The 20159-nt window shown below is 71.0% G+C and carries 19 protein-coding genes and 1 pseudogene; 15 read left to right on the top strand and 5 right to left on the bottom strand.

Annotation, left to right across the window (positions count from 1 at the left end):
- Positions 1 to 131 precede the first annotated feature (131 nt).
- Positions 132 to 2300 carry an MMPL family transporter gene (locus QLQ12_RS26460; protein WP_282763187.1) on the top strand — a complete coding sequence of 723 codons (2169 nt, stop codon included), beginning with the start codon at positions 132 to 134 and terminating at the stop codon, positions 2298 to 2300.
- 121 nt (positions 2301 to 2421) lie between these two features.
- Positions 2422 to 2958 (top strand): annotated as a pseudogene (locus QLQ12_RS26455) (transposase); the annotation flags it as partial.
- 279 nt (positions 2959 to 3237) lie between these two features.
- On the opposite strand, the gene QLQ12_RS26450 reads toward QLQ12_RS26455, so the two are convergent.
- Entirely contained in the window at positions 3238 to 3618 is a 381-nt protein-coding gene (locus QLQ12_RS26450; protein ID WP_282763186.1) for an Mth938-like domain-containing protein, read from the bottom strand.
- A 712-nt stretch (positions 3619 to 4330) separates the two neighbouring features.
- Between QLQ12_RS26450 and QLQ12_RS26445 the strand changes: the two genes are divergently transcribed.
- The 5 genes from QLQ12_RS26445 to QLQ12_RS26425 all read left to right on the top strand — a co-directional run bounded on the left by QLQ12_RS26445 (position 4331) and on the right by QLQ12_RS26425 (position 9185).
- A complete protein-coding gene (locus QLQ12_RS26445; protein WP_282763184.1) occupies positions 4331 to 4744 on the top strand; it encodes a hypothetical protein in 414 nt (137 codons plus the stop codon).
- An 86-nt stretch (positions 4745 to 4830) separates the two neighbouring features.
- Positions 4831 to 5448, top strand: coding sequence for an FtsB family cell division protein (locus QLQ12_RS26440; RefSeq protein WP_282763183.1), 618 nt, complete (start codon positions 4831 to 4833; stop codon positions 5446 to 5448).
- 507 nt (positions 5449 to 5955) lie between these two features.
- Positions 5956 to 6600: a DUF2238 domain-containing protein gene (locus tag QLQ12_RS26435; protein ID WP_282763182.1), complete on the top strand. Its 645-nt coding sequence runs from the start codon at positions 5956 to 5958 to the stop codon at positions 6598 to 6600.
- 33 nt (positions 6601 to 6633) lie between these two features.
- A complete protein-coding gene (locus QLQ12_RS26430; RefSeq protein WP_282763181.1) occupies positions 6634 to 7782 on the top strand; it encodes a GDSL-type esterase/lipase family protein in 1149 nt (382 codons plus the stop codon).
- A gap of 215 nt (positions 7783 to 7997) precedes the next feature.
- Positions 7998 to 9185, top strand: coding sequence for an endonuclease (locus QLQ12_RS26425; protein ID WP_282763180.1), 1188 nt, complete (start codon positions 7998 to 8000; stop codon positions 9183 to 9185).
- A 45-nt stretch (positions 9186 to 9230) separates the two neighbouring features.
- Here QLQ12_RS26425 and QLQ12_RS26420 read toward each other — a convergent pair whose 3' ends face one another.
- On the bottom strand, positions 9231 to 10178 hold the full coding sequence (locus tag QLQ12_RS26420; protein ID WP_282763178.1) for a GlxA family transcriptional regulator: 948 nt from the start codon (positions 10176 to 10178) through the stop codon (positions 9231 to 9233).
- A gap of 96 nt (positions 10179 to 10274) precedes the next feature.
- Between QLQ12_RS26420 and QLQ12_RS26415 the strand changes: the two genes are divergently transcribed.
- Both QLQ12_RS26415 and QLQ12_RS26410 read left to right on the top strand, forming a co-directional pair.
- The gene (locus tag QLQ12_RS26415; protein WP_282763176.1) at positions 10275 to 10718 is read left to right on the top strand and encodes a hypothetical protein; all 444 of its coding nucleotides are present in this window, start codon (positions 10275 to 10277) and stop codon (positions 10716 to 10718) included.
- A 2-nt stretch (positions 10719 to 10720) separates the two neighbouring features.
- Positions 10721 to 10978: a DUF3817 domain-containing protein gene (locus QLQ12_RS26410; protein ID WP_282763174.1), complete on the top strand. Its 258-nt coding sequence runs from the start codon at positions 10721 to 10723 to the stop codon at positions 10976 to 10978.
- 48 nt (positions 10979 to 11026) lie between these two features.
- Here the strand turns inward: QLQ12_RS26410 and QLQ12_RS26405 are convergent, their stop codons facing one another.
- Positions 11027 to 11767: a PP2C family protein-serine/threonine phosphatase gene (locus tag QLQ12_RS26405; RefSeq protein ID WP_282763173.1), complete on the bottom strand. Its 741-nt coding sequence runs from the start codon at positions 11765 to 11767 to the stop codon at positions 11027 to 11029.
- A gap of 38 nt (positions 11768 to 11805) precedes the next feature.
- Between QLQ12_RS26405 and QLQ12_RS26400 the strand changes: the two genes are divergently transcribed.
- Positions 11806 to 13824, top strand: coding sequence for a serine/threonine-protein kinase (locus QLQ12_RS26400; protein WP_282763172.1), 2019 nt, complete (start codon positions 11806 to 11808; stop codon positions 13822 to 13824).
- Here the strand turns inward: QLQ12_RS26400 and QLQ12_RS26395 are convergent.
- A complete protein-coding gene (locus QLQ12_RS26395; protein WP_282763171.1) occupies positions 13811 to 14107 on the bottom strand; it encodes a DUF6223 family protein in 297 nt (98 codons plus the stop codon). The two genes, QLQ12_RS26400 and QLQ12_RS26395, sit on opposite strands and share 14 nt — an antisense overlap.
- Before the next feature lie 193 nt (positions 14108 to 14300).
- Between QLQ12_RS26395 and QLQ12_RS26390 the strand changes: the two genes are divergently transcribed.
- The 5 genes from QLQ12_RS26390 to QLQ12_RS26370 all read left to right on the top strand — a co-directional run bounded on the left by QLQ12_RS26390 (position 14301) and on the right by QLQ12_RS26370 (position 19038).
- Entirely contained in the window at positions 14301 to 15407 is a 1107-nt protein-coding gene (locus tag QLQ12_RS26390; protein WP_282763170.1) for a sensor histidine kinase, read from the top strand.
- On the top strand, positions 15404 to 16069 hold the full coding sequence (locus QLQ12_RS26385; RefSeq protein ID WP_282763169.1) for a response regulator: 666 nt from the start codon (positions 15404 to 15406) through the stop codon (positions 16067 to 16069). The genes QLQ12_RS26390 and QLQ12_RS26385 overlap by 4 nt, the downstream gene beginning before the upstream one ends.
- 198 nt (positions 16070 to 16267) lie before the next feature.
- Complete coding sequence (locus QLQ12_RS26380) at positions 16268 to 16585, top strand: hypothetical protein (RefSeq protein ID WP_282763168.1); 318 nt, start codon at positions 16268 to 16270, stop codon at positions 16583 to 16585.
- A 232-nt stretch (positions 16586 to 16817) separates the two neighbouring features.
- The gene (locus QLQ12_RS26375) at positions 16818 to 17975 is read left to right on the top strand and encodes a DUF6745 domain-containing protein (protein WP_282763167.1); all 1158 of its coding nucleotides are present in this window, start codon (positions 16818 to 16820) and stop codon (positions 17973 to 17975) included.
- A gap of 550 nt (positions 17976 to 18525) precedes the next feature.
- Positions 18526 to 19038, top strand: coding sequence for a hypothetical protein (locus tag QLQ12_RS26370; RefSeq protein WP_282763166.1), 513 nt, complete (start codon positions 18526 to 18528; stop codon positions 19036 to 19038).
- Between the two features lie 212 nt (positions 19039 to 19250).
- Here the strand turns inward: QLQ12_RS26370 and QLQ12_RS26365 are convergent, their stop codons facing one another.
- Complete coding sequence (locus QLQ12_RS26365) at positions 19251 to 20156, bottom strand: aminoglycoside phosphotransferase family protein (protein WP_282763165.1); 906 nt, start codon at positions 20154 to 20156, stop codon at positions 19251 to 19253.
- Positions 20157 to 20159 lie beyond the last annotated feature (3 nt).

Below are 20159 nucleotides of genomic sequence, written 5' to 3'. Positions count from 1 at the left end.
CCCTCCACGGGAGCATCCGTCATCCCCCCGAGGGGGTACGACAGGAGACCACCTCAGGGCGTTTCGGGGCAGCGCCCGGCCTCCATAGCGTCACCGTCCATGAGCGCGACGACGTCTCGATGGAGGAAACGATGACCGTGGCCGTCGAACGAAGGCGCAGCGTGTTCGAGCGGCTGGCCGGGTGGTCCGACCGGCACCGGTGGACGGCGCTGCTGCTGTGGGTGCTGGTGCTGGTTGGGGTGACCGCCGGAGCGCGTCTGGCCAGCGACGATTTCCGCAACGACTTCACACTGCCCGGCGTCGAGTCGCAACAGGCGCAGGACCTGCTCGCCCACCGGGCGCCGATCCGGGCGGGTGCGACCCTGGACGTCGTCGTCCAGGATCCGGCCGGAGTGAACCGACCAGCCACCCGGGCCGCCGTCGAGGCGATGCTGGCCGAGGTGCGACGACTGCCGCACGTGGCTGAGGTGGTCAGCCCCTATCCACCCGGCTCCGCCCCGTCGACCGCGATCTCCGGGGACGGAACGATCGCGTATGCGACGGTGGCACTGGACGTGCCGGCCGAGACGATGCCCACCGCCGACACCCTCCGGATCATCGACACCGCGCGGGCGGCCGACGGCAAGGGGCTCACCATCGAGGTCGGAGGCGATCCGGCTCGGGCGGCCGAGGAGGCGGAGGGCGGCGCGGCCGAGGGAGTGGGGCTGCTCGCCGCCCTGGTGGTGCTGGTCCTGTTGTTCGGGTCGCTGCTCGCCGCCAGCCTGCCGATCATCATCGCGGTGTTCGCGGTGGGCACTGCCATCGGGCTGGTCGCCCTGGCCTCGCATGTCGCCACCGTCGCCGATTTCACCACTCCGCTGGTGATCCTGGTCGGACTCGGCGTCGGCATCGACTACGCGTTGCTGGTGTTCTCCCGGTTCCGCGGCGAGCTGGTCGGTGGGGCAGAGCGGGCGGTGGCCGTGCGGACCGCACTGGACACCGCGGGCCGCACCGTCTTCTTCGCGGGAACCACGGTGATCATCGCGCTTCTCGGGCTGGTGCTGCTGGGCCTCGGCGCGTTGCAGGGCGTCGCGGTGGCTCTGGCGGTGACCGTGCTGGTCACGATGCTGGCCGCCTTGGTGCTGCTGCCCGCGCTACTGGGCCTGTTCGGTGCCCGCCTGGAGCGCACGGTGCTGCGGCGCAAGGAAAAGGCGGCCCACCGAGGCCGGGCGCCACGGGTGGAGGGCCGGGTGTGGCGCCGGTGGAGCGACGCGGTGGCGCGCCGGCCATGGCCGGCTGTCCTGCTGCCGCTGGTCGCCCTGGTCGCGATCTCCGCACCGGTTGTCGATATGCGGCTCGGGTTCGCCGACGCCGGCAACGACGCGGACAGCAAGACGAGCACCCGGGCGTTTGCGTTGCTGGCCAAGGGGTTCGGGCCCGGCGTCAACGGTCCGCTCGTGGTCGTGGTCGATGGTGCGGGACGGCCTGCCGAGCCGGCCGCCCTCGCGGTTCAGCGGGCTCTCGGGGCCACCGCCGGCGTCGCTGTCACCACCCCACCGATCCTTGCCGAGGGCGGCGACGTGGCCACCGTGATCGCGTTCCCCGCGTCGGCTCCGCAGGACGAGGCGACCGAGAAACTGGTGGCCGCCCTGCGTGACGACGTGCTCGGTCCGGTGGCCCGTGACAACGGAGTCTCGGTGCTGGTCGGGGGCCCGACCGCCGCGGTCATCGACGTCTCGGCTGCGATCGCCGGGCGGCTGCCGCTGTTCGTGGCGGTCGTGGTGGGTCTGTCCGCGTTGCTGTTGCTGGTCCTGTTCCGCTCACTGCTGATTCCGGTGAAGGCCGCAGTGCTCAACCTGCTCAGCGTCGGGGCGGCGATGGGCGTCATCACGCTGGTGTTCCAACACGGCGCGTTCGGTGTGCCGCCGGGCCCGATCGAGGCTTACGTCCCCGTCATGATCTTCGCGATCGTGTTCGGGCTGTCGATGGACTACGAGGTGTTCCTGCTCGCTCGCATGCACGAGGAATGGAAGCAGACCCGGGATGCCGCCAGAGCGGTCCGGGAGGGACTGGCCACCACCGGACAGGTGGTCACCGCGGCAGCCGCGATCATGATCGTGGTGTTCGGAGCGTTCGTTCTGTCCCCCGACCGGATGCTGCAACAGTTCGGCCTCGGGCTTGCGGTGGCGGTGCTGGTGGACGCGGTGATCATCCGATGCCTGCTGTTGCCGGCCACGATGCACCTGTTCGGCATGCGAGCCTGGTGGCTGCCGGCGGGCTTGGCGCGCAGACTGCCACGGCTGGCCTTGGAACACGGATAGCCCGATGCCGGTGGAGTACGCCCCGGACCTTATGAGGGACTCTATTGGCGAATTCTGAAGTAGACGCTCGCGCCGGCATGATCTCTCCTGATCATGCCGGGCGTTCGTCGTGGAGGTGGGGGTGTCGCTGCGTCCGATGGGCCTGTGTGAGGTTCCGGAATTGACTGCTCGGGTTGCCCGGACCGCGTTCCCGTCCGGGACTGCCGCGATGCGGGGTACGGGACTTCCTGGGGCCGATCCTTACTGACGACATGTTCCGCGACGCCTTCCCTTCGCGCGGCAAACCGGCGCTGTCTCCTGCCCGGTTGACCTTGGTGTCGGTGTTGCAGTTCGCGGAGGGCCTGGCGGATCGGCAGGCCGCGGACGCCGTACGGCCCGCATCGACTGGAAGTACGCCCTCGGCCTGGAGTTGACCGATCCGGGCTTCGACTACTCGGTGCTCTCGGAGTTCCGCTCCCGGTTGATCAACGGCGGCCGGCGGCAGGCCGTGTTCACTGCTGTCGTCGACGCGGCACGAGCGTCCGGCCTGGTGAAGACCAGGGGGAAGCAGCGCACCGACTCGACCCACGTCATCACGGCGGTGCGTGAGATCAACAGGCTGGAACGCTGTATCGAGACGATGCGCGCCGCGTTGAACGCACTGTCGGTGCTGGCGCCGGCCTCAGCTCCGTCGACGGAACGCCGATCACAACCCATATCTCCGTCGGTGTGCTCGACGGCCTCGACGAGGCGGTCGCGCTGATCAGCAAGGTGCTGCACCGCTACGACATCGCCGCGGACGCACGGCTTACCCACCGCCGGACGCCGCTCCCGCTGAGCTGACGACGGTGGTTCACTTCCGCACGGCTACGGAAGTCGACCTGGCTTCTGACAGCGGGCATCGGCTTGATAGAAGGCTCACTCTCATGCCGCTGAGGGGGTAGGTTCGTGATCGCGTCTAGCAGGTTGAGTGGAAGAGGCCCGCGGCAGCGATACCGGTGGCAATAAGGTCGTTGTAGATCTCTACCGCCTCGGTGGTCTCGGCCACGTGGACCGTGACGCCTCGCTCGTCTAGTAGGTCGAGCGTGCGCGGGTCGATCTGGAGTTGCAGCTGCATGCCGCGCGACAGTACGACGTTCGTGGCCCCATGAGCCAGAAGCTCCTCGACATCGTCGGGCTGAATGCCGGGGCTGTGCCGGGTTCCGGTTTCGGACCAGTCCCACGGGCGACCACCGCCGGGGTAGAGCTTGAAGTCTTTGCCCACTTCAAGGTTCTCGACATCCATGCGACCCCACGAGATCGACAGGACGAGCGGCGAACGGGGTATTCCGCTGGACAAGGCTTCCTCACTTCCTGCCAGTTGAGTCGGCGGACGTAGGCGAATGTTCCGTACCGATCGCCAGAATCTACTCTCATAGCCGCAGTCCGAGTACTGGTTAGCGGCGTGGCACTTCACCGGCGGTGTCCGAGTCGTCTCAGTCTGGGTGGTCGCATCTGACACCGACGCTCGTGATCTCGCCGGTGCGCACCAGTTCCCGGATGGCCGCGGTCATTGCCGCAACGCCCGGCTCCGGCGCGATGAGCTGGGCGACCACCCAAAGTAGCTGCCGTTGGCAGCCTCGCCAGTGTCCTTTCACCGCGCCAACGGACCCGCGACCTCGTCAACGGTGAAATCGTCAGCGCCCACGTGGTGCCATCATGAATGTCGACGAACGCGTCGACATTGGCCACCGTTTCGTGGTGTCCGCGTGGGGATCGAGAAGGAATCGCGCCACGAACGTCGGACGGAGGGCATCGCTCGGGGAGAACCTCACGAATGGGGGCCCACCGCCCGGCGCTTGAACAGCGTAGGTGTCCTGCGTCGTGTAAGCCGGGCGCCGAGCCGACCCGAGCACTGATCTGCCGCCGAGCGTGCGCAGCGACCGCGACGCCGTCACGTTGCGTATGACCTGAACACCTACCTGGCGTAGGTTCGTCGCCGTGAAGCGGTATGCGCCTTGCCGGCGCCATATGGTTTTGCTTGGCGGGCCGGGGGCGTAGGGTTGGTCGTCGTGACCGACCTGAAGGCGTTTCGTCGCGTCTGCTACGAGGTCGCGCGACGAACCGGCGGCGAGCTGACTGAGTTCCGGATCAGCGACGAGCCGACGCCGAACTTTCACCAGGCGATCATTACCTACTCAAGCCGAAACGTCGCGGTGGTCTGCGTCCGCGACGCCCCACTCTTAGCACTCGCCGTTCCCCGCGTCATCGAGTTCACCCCAGCACGTGAAGCGGGTCCGCTGACTTTCGTCGACCTTCCCGACCTGGTCGCGGCTTTGAAAGCCACACCGGGATTCCGTCTGCTGACCGCCACAGAATTGGGTGGGCCGATCGACGCAGCGAAGTGGCCACGGATCAGCCAATACGACATGCGCTACTGGCAGCCCCAGACGTTAGGCGAGGGCCTGTTCAACTACTGGGACTAGTCCCAAGATCACTGTGGTCTTCTGCCGCGGATGACTAGGTTTCCCGGCGGGTGTCATGACCGGCCCGGCTAGCGGGGAGGACGGAGATGACGGAACGCCGCACGCCGAGCGGCCAAGGCCCGAGCCGCCGCCGCGCCGGTGCCGATGGCCGTGCCGTCCCGGCCCGCACCCGCGACACCACCGCACGCACCCGCGACACCCCGTCCCGCGCGCGGAACACCGGTCCGGTCCGGGCGCCGTTCGCCCGCCGTACCCCCCGTGGCTCCTCATCCGGCGGCACCGCCGCCGAACGCACCGATGCTCACCGGCCCCCCGCGCTGACCAGCCGGGCAACCATCCTGATCGCGCTCGTCATCACGCTGGCGCTCGCCTACACGTACCCTCTGCGGATGTATCTGGAGCAGGAGTCCCAGATCGCCGAGATGAAGCAGTCGGCCGCCGCGCAGCGGGCCAAGATCGCCGAAACGGCAAAGCAACTGGAGAAGTGGCACGATCCGGAGTACGTGCGGATCATGGCCCGGCAGCAGTACTACGTGCGCCCGGGTGAGACACCTCTGGTAGTCATGGGCGACGAGGAGAGTGCCGGTTCGCAAGTGGCGGAACCCGCCCCGGCAGCCGCGCCCGACCGCTGGTACGACACGCTGTGGAGCAGTGTGCGAGCCGCCAACACCGAGCAGCCGTCCAACGCGAAGCCCCAGGACTGACCCCAGGTGCGGCGCGGGACATGTCGTCGGTGAAGATCGTCCTCAGGGCGTCCCGCACCCGCATCGCGGCGGTCCCGGACGGGAACGCGGTCCGGGCAACACGAGCAGTCAGTTCCGGAACCTCACACAGGTCCATCGGACGCAGCGACACCCCAACCTCCACGACGCTCGCCCCGGCATGATCAAAGGAGATCATGCCGGGGCGAGCGTCTACTTCAGAATTCGCCAACAGAGTCCCTTATGAGGTGCGCGGGTGAAGCCCACCGGTAGACAACCGGAACTGCCCTGCGGCGTGTGGGCGAGCCCGGTGATGGCGGCTGGGTGCCCCGCCCCCTGTGGGAGGGCGAAGGCAGCGGCGGTTGCGGGCCGGTGGCGGTGGGGCCGGTTCTGTGGGGAACGGTGCGAGCGGTCGCGGCGGCGGGTGAGGGCTTCTGGGCCCGCGGCGACGCTGCTGGTCGGTGGCAGTTCGGCGGAGCGTGGTGACGCCGCTGGCTAAGATCGCCGATCGTGAATGATCGCCGCCTCCGGTGGACGCTGGCCGGGTTCTTCGTGTTGCTCGCTGCCTCCTGGTGGTGGCCACCGCATCCCGCCGAGCAGGCCATGCACCACTCGCTGACGGTGATCGGACTGGTGGCGTTGCTGTTCGTGCACCGGTGGCGGGCTCTGCCGTACCCCTCGATCGTCTTGATTTTGATCTTTTTGAGCCTGCACTCGGTGGCGGCGCGGTGGATGTATTCCTACGTTCCCTACGACCAGTGGACCGAAGTGCTTCTGGGGGTGCGGCTGTCGGAGGTGGCGGGGTGGGAACGCAATCACTTCGACCGGCTGGTTCACCTGGCCTATGGGATCTGCTTCGGTCCGGTGATCGTCCGGGCGGTGCGTAGCCGGTGGGCGCCGTTGATCGCCGTTGAGGCGGTGCTGTCGACCAGTGCGCTCTACGAACTGTTCGAGTGGGGGATCGCTCTGACGCTGGCGCCGGGTGATGCTGAGGCCTACAACGGCCAGCAGGGCGACATGTGGGACGCCCACAAGGACATGGCATTGGCCACCGTCGGCGCCCTGGTGGGCGTGCTTGTCACCTGGTGGTGGCGACGCCGGGCGGGCCTTGCGCCGGTCTGGTCGGATGGTGCGAAGAGAAGCCCGGCGATGTAGCGGGGGTTCGCTGTCACCGACCCGGGGGGAAACGTGACGGATCGTCGATCGTTCATACGCGCGGGAGGGCTGCTCGCCGGCGGCCTGGCCGTCGCGACGGCGACGGCGGGGCCGGCCAGCGCCGCCGCCCCGGCCGCGGCGCTGCCGTTGCTCAGCTGGCATGCCGCCCTGGCGAACCGGCGCTATGCGCCCGCGGTGATCGCCGTTCTGGGGTCCTCCAGCAGCGAGAGTGTGGGCGCGACCGGGCTCGGCCGGGGCTACGCGCACGTGCTCGTGGAGAACCTGCGGTCGATGTTTCCGGTGGCCGGCGCCTCCGGTGGGGACAACTACGTGGCAGCGTGGGGTACGCCCGAATGGTGGCCGGTGGTCTCGCACGGCGGCGGGACCAGGTCGAAGACCGCCGGCTGGGGGCTGAAGGCCGTGGACCTGACCGGGGCCGGGCAGACGTTGACCTACGCGTTCATCGGCACCAGCGCGCAGGTGTGGTATTCGATCTCCGGTAGCGGCAGGTTCTCGGTGACCGTCGACGGTGTCACCGTGGCCGCCTCGGTCGGCGGCGGCGCGCCGGTCGGCAGGGACGCGCAGTGGACGTCGTCCGCCCTGGCTCCGGGCCGTCACACGATCGTGGTCACCTGCCTGGACCCCGGCGCCCGGATTCACGGGTTCGCCACGTTCGACGGCGACGCCGACCGGGGAATCCACCTGTACAACGGTGGACACGGCGGCCGGACCAGCGGTGACTTCGCCTCCGGTGTGGACGCCTGGGCGCCCCGGCTGCGGACCGTCCGGCCACATCTGGTGATCCTGCAACTGGGCGTCAACGACTGGCGGATCGGTGTGCCCGCCGCCGTGATGAAGGAGAACCTTCAGACGATCATCGCGGCGGTGCGGGCACATACCGACACCGATCCGTCGTTCGTCGTCTACGGGCCGCCGCGGGTCACCGCCGACCGGCGTGCGCAGGACTTCGCACATTTCACCGAAGCCTGGCGGGAGATCGCGGCCGAGGACACCGGTGGGCACGGCGGGGGCAGCGGGGTCGCCTACTTCGATCTCGCGGCCCGGCAGGTCTCGCCGACGTCGGACAACAGCCTCGGCCTGTACTGCGACGACCTGCTCCACATGTCGGACAAGGGTGCCGCGTTCACCGCCGACGCGCTGGCGGCGTTCCTCGCACCGTGAAGTAGGAGCCGTCCGTGGGCATCGCGGCGACGCGCACGGCGAAGCGGTGAAGCGGGACACGGCCGAGGAGACAGCGGCCACCTTGGGAACCACGCGGAACGGCCGGCAGAGCCGGCCGTTCCGGCAGCGCGTATGACCGAATTGGTATGGACCCGGCGGCGGACCGCTCACTCACACTGATCCCTGTCTATACAGGTAGGCGAACGGAGCCCTCCATGCCCGGTCCGACTCGTCATCGGCGCATCGTCGCGCTGACCATGCCCGCCCTCGTCGGCCTCCTGGCCGCCTTCGTCGCCGTGGCCATCGCGCCCTCGGCGGCCGCCGCGGCGCCGCTGACGGTCGCTCAGGCGATCAGCGGGCAGAGCGGCACCGGTACCGTCGCCGGGTACATCGTCGGCGAGCCCACCGCCGCCAACACGGTCAAGTTCAGCTCCTTCACCGGCGACACCGCTCTGGCCATCGCCGACAGCAGGACCGAGACCAGCACGGCCCGGATGTTGTACGTCCAGATCACCAGCTCATACCGGTCGTCGTTCGGGCTGCTGAGCAATCCGTCGCTGATCGGCAAGCAGCTCACCGTGACCGGCACGCTGACCGCGTACTTCTCGCACCCGGGCCTCAAGTCGCCGGCCGCGATGACCCTCGGCGCCGCCGCCACGACCAGCCCGACGGCCACGGCCACGGCCACCGCCTCCCCGACGACGTCGAGCAGCACCGACGCCTACTACGCGGCCGCGATCGGCAAGTCCGGCCCCAGGCTCAAATCGGCGCTGCACACCATCATCTCGACCGGGACGACCAAACTGTCGTACGACGCGGTCTGGGAAGCCCTCAAGGTCACCGACCAGGATCCGGCGAACCCGTCGAACGTGAAGCTGCTGTACTCCGGGCTCAGCCGGTCCAAGTCGCTCAACGGTGGCAGCAGCGGCAACTGGAACCGCGAGCACGTGTGGGCGCAGTCGCACGGAGACTTCGGCACCAGCGCGGGGCCCGGCACCGACCTGCACCACCTGCGGCCGGAGGACGTCACGGTCAACGCTCTGCGCGGCAACCTGGACTTCGACAACGGTGGCAGCGCGGTCTCCGGCGCCTCCGGCAACTATGCCGACTCCGACTCGTGGGAGCCGCGCGCCGCCGTCAAGGGCGACGTGGCCCGCATGGTCTTCTACATGGCGGTGCGTTACGAGGGCGACGACTCCTGGGCGAACCTCGAGGTCAACAACGTGACCGGCAACGGCGGCGTCCCGTACCTCGGCAAGCTCTCCACCCTGGTGGCGTGGAACGCGCAGGACCCGCCGGATGCCGCCGAGAGGACCCGCAACCAGGTGATCTACTCCAACTACCAGCGCAACCGCAACCCGTTCATCGACCACCCCGAGTGGGTGTCATCGATCTTCGGCTGAGGAGAGCGAGCCCGGCCCGCCGAGGGCACGTCGGGGGCATCTCGATCAGTTTCGGCCTCGGAAGGTGGACCGGTAGGCGTGTGGACTGGTTCCGGCGACGCGTTTGAAGCGTTCCCGGAACGCGGTCGGCGAACCGAACCCGACTTGACCGGCGATCGTCTCGACCGGCTGGTCAGTGCTCTCCAGCAGGTGCTGCGCCCGGCGGACACGGGCCCTGAACAGCCATTGCAGGGGAGTGGTGCCGGTCTGCTCGCGGAAGTGCCGGTTCAGTGAGCGGACGCTCATCCCGGACCGCGCGGCCAGGTCGCCGAGGGTGAGGTCGGCGCTGGTGTTCTCCTGCATCCAGCGCAGCAGCGGCTCCAGGCCGGAGCCGCGCGGCGCCGGTGGGTGGCCGGGCACGATGAACTGGGCCTGGCCGCCCTCGCGTTCCAGCGGCATCACCGACAGGCGGGCCGCGTCGGCGGCGACCGCCGAACCGTGGTCTCGCCTGATCAGATGCAGACATAGGTCCAGGCCGGCGGCGGCGCCGGCCGAGGTGAGGAACTGGCCGTTGTCGACGTAGAGGACGTTCGGGTCGACCTCGGTCTCCGGGTGATCCTCGGCGAGTTGGGCGGCGGCGAGCCAGTGGGTGGTGGCGCGCAGCCCGTCGAGGAGGCCGGTCGCGGCGAGGATGAACGCGCCGGCGCAGATGGAGGCGATCCGGGCGCCGCCTCCGGCGGCCTTCCGCAAATGATCAAGAACGGTCTCTGGTACGGCTACGCCCGGTTCTGCGCACCCCGGCAGGATGATGGTGTCCGCGTCGAGCAGCGCCTCCAGTCCCCACGGCGCCCGCAGGGTGAACGCCCCGGCGTCGACGTTCTCGGTCGCCGCGCAGATCCGCACCTGGTACGGCGTGGAGCCGTCGGCCAGCCGGACCCGGCTGAACACCTCGATCGGCGTCGACAGATCGAACGGGATGACCCGGTCCAGGGCGAGGACGGCGATCGTGTGCATGCGTCGCACCCTACGAGACTGCTTTGGCCAGAATCCGTTGCAGGTGGGCAATCCAGCCAGTTCTCCGGCGCCGATCACGCCTCTAACGTCCCCGGCGTGACAAAGTTCCTGCTCTCCCTGCACGTGCTCGCCGCCATCGTCGCGATCGGCCCGGTGACCGTCGCGGCCAGCATGTTCCCCGCGGTGACCCGTCGTGTCCTCGCTCCCTCGGCCACCGTCGGCGACCGGGCCCGGCTCGCCCTGCTACACCGCATCTGCCGCGTCTACAGCCTGATCGGCGTGGCCGTCCCGGTGTTCGGCCTGGCCACCGCCAGCAGCCTCGGTGTGCTCGGCGACGCATGGCTGATCACCTCGATCGGTCTCACCGCGGTCGCGGCGCTCCTGCTCGGCCTGGTGATCCTTCCCGGACAGGAGCGCACGCTGGCGGGAACACCGACTCCACCGGCCCGTCTCGGCATGGTCACCGGCGTCTTCAACCTGTTGTGGGCCACCGTGACGGTGCTGATGATCATCCGTCCCGGCTCCACGACGGGATCCTGACCGTGCGGATCTCGGGACGCCCGCTGGAGGCCGCGTCGTGGGCGGAGTTCGTCTCGCTGGCCGTCCTGCTGCTCAACCTGGCCACCGCCCATGTTCCGGCGATCACCTCGCTCGGCGGCCCGGTGCACGGCTGCGCCTACCTGTTCGTGGTGATCCTGACGCTGCGCCGCCCGGGCCTCGGGGCGGGCACTCGACTGCTCGGCCTGGTCCCCGGCATCGGCGGCCTGCTCGTACTGCACCGGGTCAGCGCGCGCGGATGAGGGTCCGTCACCGCCCGCGCGAATGAATGCCCGGGAGGATGAGAACGGTCACCCCACGCGGATGACGACGGCCGTGGCGTTGTCGGCGCCACCGGCGGCCAGAGTCCGCGCGAGCACCCGCTCGACCGTCGCGGCGGGCTCCTTCTCCGCCGTCAGCAGGTCGGCCAGGGTCCGGTCGTCGATCTGGTCGGAGACTCCGTCCGTACACAGAAGAAGAAGGTCGCCCGGGCGCAGGCTGATGTTGAGCAGGTCGGGTTCCGGCATGCCGGGATGGCCCGCGAAGCGGGTCAGGCGGTGCCGGGCCAGGTATCCCTCCGGTGAGTCGGGCCGGTACCAGCCGTTCAGCACACCGAGCCAGGCCGCGGTGTGGTCGGCGGTGAGCAGCTCCAGGATGCCGTCGCGGATCCGGTAGGCCCGCGAGTCGCCGAGCTGCACCAGCCACGCCCCGCCCTCGCCGTCACCGGCGAAAGCGGTCAGGGTGCAGCCGGTGAGCCCGGGCAGGTTCCGGCCCGCGGCGCGGACGGTCCGCTGCACCTCGGCCACCGCCGCGCGCAAGGCCGCCGGTCCGCTCGCGGTCGCCGCTTCCCGGGCAAAAACGGTCACGGTGGTACGGCTGGCGACCGCACTGCCTTCGCTGTCGCCCATGCCGTCGGCCACGACCGCGAGCGGCCGCCCGGGATCGAGGTGCAGCACGTCGAAGTTGGCGTGATAACGGTCACCGACGACGGTGCCCGCGGCGCAGGCCAGGCGCCGTCCGGCGACCGCCCACACGGCTGTGCTGATGGCCACGCCCCACCTCCGGCTGGTCCCCGGTAGTTTGTCACCCCGTGGCGAATCCCCTGCGGCCCACCGACCCGCGGTCCATCGGGCGATACCGGACGCTGTCCCGGCTCGGTGAGGGCGGCATGGGGTCGGTCTACCTCGCCGAGGATCCCGGCGGCCGGCTGGTGGCGGTCAAGATCATCCGGTCGGAGTACGCGCACGAGGCCGAGTTCCGGGCCCGTTTCCGCAGCGAGGTGAACCGGGCGCGGGAGGTCCCGCCGTTCTGCACGGCCGAGGTGCTCGACGCCGACCCGGACCACGTCACCCCCTACCTCGTCGTCGAGTACGTGGACGGGCCGAGCCTGAACGAGGTCGTCGCCGACCAGGGCGCGCTGACCGGCGGCAGCCTGCACGGTGTCGCCGTCGGGGTGGCGGCGGCACTGGCCGCGATCCACGGCGCCGGAGTGATCCACCGGGACCTCAAGCCGCGCAACGTGCTGTTCGCCCTCGGCACCCCCAAGGTGATCGACTTCGGGATCGCCCGGCCCCTGGAGCCGACCAGCTTTCACACGCGGGCCCAGGAGGTGGTCGGGACGCTGGCGTACATGGCTCCGGAACGCCTCGACCCGGAGACCGACCGGCTGCTCACGCCCGCGGTGGACGTGTTCGCCTGGGGCGCGGTCGTGACGTACGCCGGCACCGGCCGGACCCCGTTCGGCGGGGACAGCCCGGCCGTGACCGCGGCGCGGATCCTCACCCAGCCACCACGGATCGGTGACCTGCCGCCGTACCTCGCCGAGCTGGTGACCGCGGCGCTGGAGAAGGAGCCGGAGAACCGGCCGACCGCGCCGGAACTGCTCGACCGGCTGCTGGTCTCCGGTGCGCCGAGCGCGCCGCCGCTGCCTGCGAGCCTGCGGCGCTCGGCCGAGGCGGCCCAGCAGTCCGGGCGCTACCAGACCGGCGCCCGCAAGCGCGGCCGCCGCCGCAACGTCGCCCTCATCGGCGCGGTGACCGCCGCCGCGGTGGTGGCCGCGGCGGGCGCCGGCGCGGCCCTGCGCGAGCGGGGCGACCGGGACGCGCCGCCGGTGACCGCGACCACGCCTGCCGCCGCGCCGGTCGTCGCCGGGCCGGCCATCTTCGACCCGTTGACGTCGGACTCCTTCTTCGTCGACGCGTCCGCCGACCAGGGTTCGTGCACCTACCAGGACGGACTCCGGGTCACCGCGAAGGCGTCGAGCGAGATGACGTGCGGCGATTTCCTGAAAACCGTCTTCCCGCCCACACAGAATCTCAGCGTCCGGGCGAAGCTCGGCAGCGACCGCTCCTGCGCGTCGATCTGGTTCCGGGCCAGGGTCGAGAAGGAGGCCGGCACCGACGCCTACCGGGTCGACGTCTGCCCGGAGGAGGTTCGCCTGCTCGCCTCGACCGGTGGCGGCGGCGACGTTCCGATCGCCTCGGAGCGCCGCGCCACCACGATCGGCGCGGCCCACCTGGTCCAGGTGATCGTCGATGAGCGGAAGGCCGCCGTCCGCATCGACGGCGCTCCCGTGCTGAGCGGCTCCTTGGAGGAGAACAGCCTGGTCAGTGGGCGGGTACTGCTGGGCGCGACCGCCCCGCCCGGTGGCCGGGCGGTGGTGACGTTCACCGATGCCCGGCTGCGCTCCGGCACGAACCCGGAGGCGCCCGCCGTGCCCGCCTTCGTGACCGGTGACGCGACCCTCACCGTGGAGACCGACATGGTCTACGACAAGGGCCGGGTCACCATCGCCGAACAGGCCGAGTTCATCACCGGAGCGGAGTACTGCCGCCGATCCGGACTGCCGGAGAACACCCCGAAGTGCGCGAGCAGGTACGTGTCGGTGCGCAGCGGTATCAAGGTCGCTCTGCCCCTCGCCGCCGAGCGGAGATACCTCGACTTCCGGCCGGACCCGGCGAGATGCACGGACCCGCAGACTCGGGCGGGCACGTGCCCGGTCCCGTTCCAGGAATTCGTGACGGCCTTCGACGACGATCAGCTGTCCCCGGCTCTGCTGACGATCCGTGGTGGCGAGGTGACCACCGTCGCCAAGCTCAACGTCGGGTGAGCCGGCCGGGGCGCGACATCGTGAGGCCTCCCATGGCGGTGGCGATCAGACCGAGCACGACGGCCGCCCACCCGCCGACGATGCCGTTGCCGGTGCCGGGACCACCGTCGGCGGTCACCACCACCAGCCCGCCGACCACGATGCCGAACACACCCGTCACCAGGGCGATCATCGGCCGCCGCCGGGCGGGGCGGGTCAGTGCCAGGACGCCGGCGATCACTCCGGCCAGGGCCGCCAGCGCGGCCACGGCGCCGATGAGACGTTCAGGGGTGAAGGTGGACACGATTTCCTCCGGTTGTTCGGATTGTTGTGGACCGATCGTGTCTGCCGCACCGGCCCGGCCGCGTCGTACAGGCGTGGACACCTGACACTGCCGCGGGCGTGGCAGGAACACCGCGTCTACCGCGTCCGTGGTAGACGCGCACGCCCACATCCGCACGACTCGCCGCGGCCGCCGTCGGCGTTAGGGTGCCCGCATGAGTGGTGGACGGATCGATCTGCGGGACGGGGCGATCGCCGTCGGCGTGGCGGCGATCCTGCTGGTGAACGGGCTTTCCGGGGAGCGTTCCGGCGCGGGGCCCGAGGCGCTCGGCTACGCGCTGCTGGCCGCCGGTGGGCTGGCTCTGGCCGTACGCCGGATCGCTCCGGTCGCCGTCCTGATCGTCACCGGAGTCTGTGCGGTCGGCTACCAGGCCGCCGGCTTCCCGGTGTTCGCCGTCGCCTACCTGGTCGCGGTCTACGCGGCGGTCCGTGCCGGGCGCCTCGCCGCGACCGTGGCGACCAGCGTCGCCATGCTGGTGGCCCTGCCGCTCACCGCGATGCTCGCCGGCTTCGACGACGTGTTCCAGCGGTCCCGGAGCGTCCTGGAACTGGCCTGGCTGATCGCCGCGGGCGCGGCGGGCGAGGCGTTGCGCCAGGCCGAGCGCCGGGCCGACGAGGCCGAGCGCACCCGGGAGGAGAGCGCCCTGCGCCGCGCCGACGAGGAGCGCCTGCACATCGCCCGGGAACTGCACGACTCACTGACCCACCAGATCTCGGTGATCAAGGTGCAGGCCGAGGTGGCCGTACACCTCGCTCGGAAGAAGGGTGAACCGGTGCCGGACGTGCTCCTGGCGATCCGCGACGCCGGCCGCGAAGCGGCCCGGGAGCTGCGGGCGACGCTGGAGGCACTGCGCGACGACGACAAGACACCGGGGTACGGGATAGCGCAGATCCCCGATCTGGTGCAGCGGGCCCGGGCGGCCGGGCTGGACGCGACGTGCACGATCGAGGGCGACCGGGCCGGCGTGCCCGCGACCGTGGACCGCACCGCCTACCGGATCGTGCAGGAGTCACTGACCAACGTCGCCCGGCACGCGGCGGCCGCGACCGCGTCGGTCCGGATCGACTACCGCCCCGGCGCGGTCGCCGTGCGGGTCGACGACGACGGCCGGGCCACTCCCGAGTCGCAGCCGGTGCCCGGCGTCGGCCTGCTCGGCATGCGGGAACGGGTGACGGCCCTCGGCGGGCGGCTGCGCGCGTCGGCGCGTGACGAGGGTGGCTTCACCGTCGAGGCGGAACTGCCCGTGGAGCGGGTGCCGTGATCCGTGTCCTGCTCGCCGACGACCAGCCGCTCATCCGCAGCGGGTTCCGCGCCCTGCTCGACGCCGAGGACGACATCGAGGTGGTGGCCGAGGCCGCCGACGGCGGCGAGGCCGTCGACCTGGCCCGGCGGCACCTACCCGACCTCGCGCTGCTCGACGTCCAGATGCCGCTGGTCGACGGCATCGAGGCGACCCGCCGTATCGCCGCGGACCCGGCCCTGGCCGGGGTGCACGTGGTGATCCTGACCAACTACGGCTTCGACGAGTACGTCTTCGACGCGCTGCGCGCCGGAGCGGCCGGCTACCTCGTCAAGGACATCGAGCCGGAGGACTTCCTGCACGCCGTCCGGGTCGCCGCGCGCGGAGACGCGCTGCTCGCGCCTTCGATCACCCGCAAACTGATCGACCGGTACGTCACCCAGCCGCCGCCCGCGGACACCGCCGCCGTCCTGAGCCAGCTGACGAACCGGGAGCGGGAGGCGGTCGTCCTGGCCGCGCGGGGCCTGGCCAACGATCAGATCGCCGCCCGCATGGTGATCAGCCCGGTGACCGCCAAGACCCACATCAACCGCGCGATGACCAAGCTGCACGCCCGGGACCGCGCGCAACTGGTGGTCATCGCCTACGAGTCCGGCCTGGTCTCGCCCCGGGCCGCCGGCTGACGGCTTCGCCCGGCTCTGGCCCGGCGTGCTTTCTCCCGGGCCGCCGGCTGACGGCTTCGCCCGGCTTTGGCCTGGCGTGCTTTCTCCCGGGCCGCCGGCTGACGGCTTTCGCCCAGGTCGGGCGAGGGTCGGCCGAAAGTGTCATACCCCGTCGGTAGCGTCCGGGGCGCGACAGGGTCGAACTCTTCGGGAGGTCCGATGTACCGGCAGGGCGACGTGCTGATCATTCCGGTGGCGCAGGCCGAGGTGCCGGCGTGCGCGCCGGTTCCCCGCGACCGGCGCGGGCGGATGGTGCTGGCGCGCGGCGAGGCGACCGGTCACGCCCACGTCGTCGGCGGGCCGGGGTTGCGGCTGATCGCCGACCTCGACGATCCGGAGCGGATGTTCCTCGACGTGCCAGGGCACGGCCGGGTGACTCACGAGGAGCACGGGCCGATCTCGCTGCCGTCCGGTCACTATCGGGTGATCCGCCAGCGGGAGTACATCCCGGGCGCCTTCCGCGCGGTCGCGGACTGACGGACGTAATGCGCCGGCGCCGGCCGAGCCATGCCGCGCCTTCCGCGCGGTCGCGGACTGACAGTTCCGCCGTCCGTCATCGAGGTGACGGCGACCGAGCGGGGTCGCGGAGTGGGTTACGGCCGTTCGTCATCGCGCCGGCGGTGTGTGGTGTGGGCGCGGGTGGGATGTCGGCGGCTCGTTGTCGAGCCGGTCATGAGTGAGCCGAACGCGGACTGTGGGGGAGTGGGAAATGAAGCTGAGTCACGCTCAGGAGGCGATGGCCGCGGCCGTCGAGGACCAGTGGCTGGCCGCCGCGGTCGAGACCGGCGCCGCCGATCGCCCGGCCGCCGAGGCGGGGGTGCGAGAGGCATACCGGCTGGCCGGAGCCCCGGCGCCCGAGCGGATCTACTGGTTCGGCTCGCCCCGCGCCGGCGCGGCGGCCGTGGCGCTGCTGTCCGGAGCCGCCGCGCCCGGCCCGGACGCCCCGGCCTGGTTCGTCGAGGTGCACGCCGAGCTGCGCGGCCAAGGCCGGCTCCCGGGTGAGACCGCCGGCCGGTCGCTGCGCCGCCAGGTGCGCACCGAGCCGTGGGCGGCCGCTCGTAAGGCGGCCGTGGAGATCCTCGGCGCCGACGGCTGGGCCCAGCTCACCGCCGCCGCCGGCCGCCGCTCGTGGGTGCTGGTGATGGACCAGCTCGCCGCCCGGTTGCGCCTGCGGCTCGGCGAAGACCTGGCCACCGACTTCCCGGGCGACGACGGCCGCGCGGTGCGCGTGCCGGTGCTCGACGCCATCTACGGCCAGCATGACGGCACCTGGCTGTCCACCTTCGAGGCCGCCGACCGTCTCTGCCCGGGCGCCGGGCTGACAGCCGGCCTGACCGGCCTCGCCGAGGTGGCCCGGCACGCCGGCTGGTGGTGGGCGAACGAGCGGGCCGCCGTGCTGACCGACCGTCCGGTGTCGCTGGCCCGTGACAACGTCGGCCGTCTGCACCGCGGTGAGGGCGCGGCCATGGAGTTCCCCGACGGCTACGGCCTGTGGGCCTGGCGCGGCATGCCCATCCCGGTCTCGCTGGCCGCCGAGTTGCCGGCTCTGACGGTGGACCGCATCCGCCGGGAGGAGAACGCCGAGATCCGTCGCGTGATGCTGGAGCACTTCGGCTACGAGCGCTATCTGCGCGAGGCCGGCGCCCGCGACATGGGCTCCGACGAGACAGGCACCCTGTGGTGGCTCGACCTTCCCGGCGACGAGCCTCTGGTCATGGTCGAGGTGGTCAACTCCACGCCGGAGCCCGACGGCACCAGCCGCGTCTACTGGCTGCGCGTCCCACCACGGACCCGTACCGCCCGCGAGGGCGTGGCCTGGACCTTCGGCCTCACCGGCGACGAATACCGGCCGCTGGTCCAGACCTGACCCGCGTTCTCCGTGGGTGTTCCCCGTTGCGGGCGGAGAGGCACGCCCGGCGACGGGTATGGCCCGGTAACCTCGATACCCGTCCGATCTCGCCGGCGGGTGGTAGGGGGCGTCAGCCGGCCGTCGCCGTCGCGCATCGCCTCGCCGACCGCGGCGTCTCGAAGGGGATCCGCTTCGTCGTGGCCGACGGCCCCGCTCCGGAGATGAGCCGCTTGAGTGTGTCGGGCCCGGTCGCGGGCCCACGGCCTGGCCCCCTGGTGGCAACCCGTTCAGCCGATCCCAGCATGGCTGAACGGCCGACCCCTCACCGAATGTGAAACGACGCCCGAAAACAGGTGGTGGACTGCCATCCGGAGGAACTACCCACCCCGAAAGGCGGACCACCATGAACACGTTGACCCGGGCGTTGGCGGCCGGAATCGGCCTCCTCGCGGGCGCGGCGATCGGAGCGGGGCCGGCTGCCGCGACACCCGCTGGCCCCTGCGGTGGCGGCCTTCTGGGCCAAGCCTGCAAGCAAGCCGTGGACACTACATCGAAAGGTGTCAAGGTATTGAAGGAGGGGAACGAGCTGGCCACCAACGTCGGCAACGCGCCTCTCGACTATCTGGGCCAAAAGTTGGAGACCGAGAACAACCCGCCCGCGCCTCCAGCCGAGCCGGCGCCCGTCCAGCGGCAACCGGGCACCCTCGGACAACCGGCTCCGCCGCAGTCGGGCACCCTCGGCAGGCCGGCCCCGCCCGCTCAGCCCGCCCCGCCCGCTCAGCCCGCCCCGCCCGCTCAGCCCGCCCCGCCGGTCTATCAGCAGACGCAGCCCGTCCAGCCACGACCGGTCTACCCGGGCTACTACCCCAACCAGGTGGAGCCCTACTACCCGGCGGCCCGGCCCGCCTATCCGCCGCGGCCCGTCTCCCCGTACATGCAACCGGCCCGGCCGAGGCTCGCGCCCTGTCCTCCCGGGTACGCCCGGTACCCGGGGCTACGCGGCTGCCACCGCGTCTACCCGGCGGGCGGCGGAGCCACCTACCCGCTCGACCCGTACGGCCGGCCGGTCATCCCGAGCTGAGACGAGTATTCCCGTAACTGCTCAGCCACTCGAGGTGCACAACGGCTGTACACGCGTCGACTGCGATGCCCGGTGGGCGGTCGGCGTCAAAGGTGAAGGGTGTCGATGATCAGTCGGTGACGACGGACATCAACACCCTTCCCAACCGCGGATCAGGACGATCGCGTCCGCACCGATGACCGATCGGGTGGGAGATCACCACACCAGCGCGGTCAGCGCGCCCACCGTGATCCGGGGATCAGGGCGCCGAGGATTGCCTCGCAACGGGCCGGGTCGACGGTGAGTCCGCGTTCGAGGCCCCACAGCCAGTAATCGACGCAGCGGGTGACGACCCAGCCGTACGCGAGTCCGGCATCCAGTTCCGCGGCCGCGACGATGAGGTCGAGCAGGCGGCGCACGTCGGCGTGCGTGTGCATCTCGTCGGCACGGGTCCACATCAGTTCAGGCACCGAATACTCGGCAACGCCCTGGACAGCGCGAGGATCGGTGGCGAGCCACGGCTGCCGTGTCCCGGCCAGCACGTTGCCGTAGTGCAGGTCGGCGTGCACCAGCGCCTGGTCGCCGGCTGACGGGAGCTCACTCGCGTACCGCAGGGCCATTCGCATCCACCGTGCCGGAACCGGGTCGCCGAGAGCCTGCTGGCGCCGGGTCAGGTGGTCCGCTGTCCCGGCGGCGATCTCGGTCAGGGTGCGCAGCCCCGCGGGAGGGGCTACGGCGAGCGTACGGATCAGAGCACCGGCGATCTCCGCGGCCTCCCACAGGGGCAGCACGCGTAGCGACCGGGTGTGGTCGAGCCGTTCCAGCAGCAGCGCGCCCGCCTCCGGCTCGGCGTCCAGCAGGTGCACCGCCCCGCGGCCGTCCCACGCCCGCAATGCCGCGACCTCGTCCGTGACGGGCCCGCCCGGGCGGCTCAGCTTCAGCGCCAGTCGTTGCCCCTCGCGACGGGCCAGCACCACCAGCCCGAGTCCACCGTGCAGCGGTTCGGCGTCGTCGACGGTGAGGTCCCATCGCGCGGCCAGCCGCTCCACCAGCGCGGGAAGCGACCGCAACCATTCCCGGCCGGCTTCCCCGTCGACCCGGGTGCGCCACCGCGCGAACTCTTCCGGCACCTTGATCATCCG

This window comes from Actinoplanes sandaracinus (assembly GCF_030009775.1).
Taxonomy (GTDB): Bacteria; Actinomycetota; Actinomycetes; order Mycobacteriales; family Micromonosporaceae; genus Actinoplanes; species Actinoplanes sandaracinus.
Note: the sequence above shows the minus strand (reverse complement) of the source record. Positions and strands in the feature narration are given on the sequence as shown.

Excerpts from the sequence above, each read along its gene's own strand:
- QLQ12_RS26380 (WP_282763168.1), top strand. The coding sequence starts at position 16,268 with ATGTACCGGCAGGGCGACGTGCTGATCATTCCGGTGGCGCAGGCCGAG.
- QLQ12_RS26425 (WP_282763180.1), top strand. The coding sequence starts at position 7,998 with ATGCCCGGTCCGACTCGTCATCGGCGCATCGTCGCGCTGACCATGCCC.
- QLQ12_RS26365 (WP_282763165.1), bottom strand. The coding sequence starts at position 20,156 with ATGATCAAGGTGCCGGAAGAGTTCGCGCGGTGGCGCACCCGGGTCGAC.
- QLQ12_RS26460 (WP_282763187.1), top strand. The coding sequence starts at position 132 with ATGACCGTGGCCGTCGAACGAAGGCGCAGCGTGTTCGAGCGGCTGGCC.
- QLQ12_RS26440 (WP_282763183.1), top strand. The coding sequence starts at position 4,831 with ATGACGGAACGCCGCACGCCGAGCGGCCAAGGCCCGAGCCGCCGCCGC.
- QLQ12_RS26390 (WP_282763170.1), top strand. The coding sequence starts at position 14,301 with ATGAGTGGTGGACGGATCGATCTGCGGGACGGGGCGATCGCCGTCGGC.
- QLQ12_RS26375 (WP_282763167.1), top strand. The coding sequence starts at position 16,818 with ATGAAGCTGAGTCACGCTCAGGAGGCGATGGCCGCGGCCGTCGAGGAC.
- QLQ12_RS26420 (WP_282763178.1), bottom strand. The coding sequence starts at position 10,178 with ATGCACACGATCGCCGTCCTCGCCCTGGACCGGGTCATCCCGTTCGAT.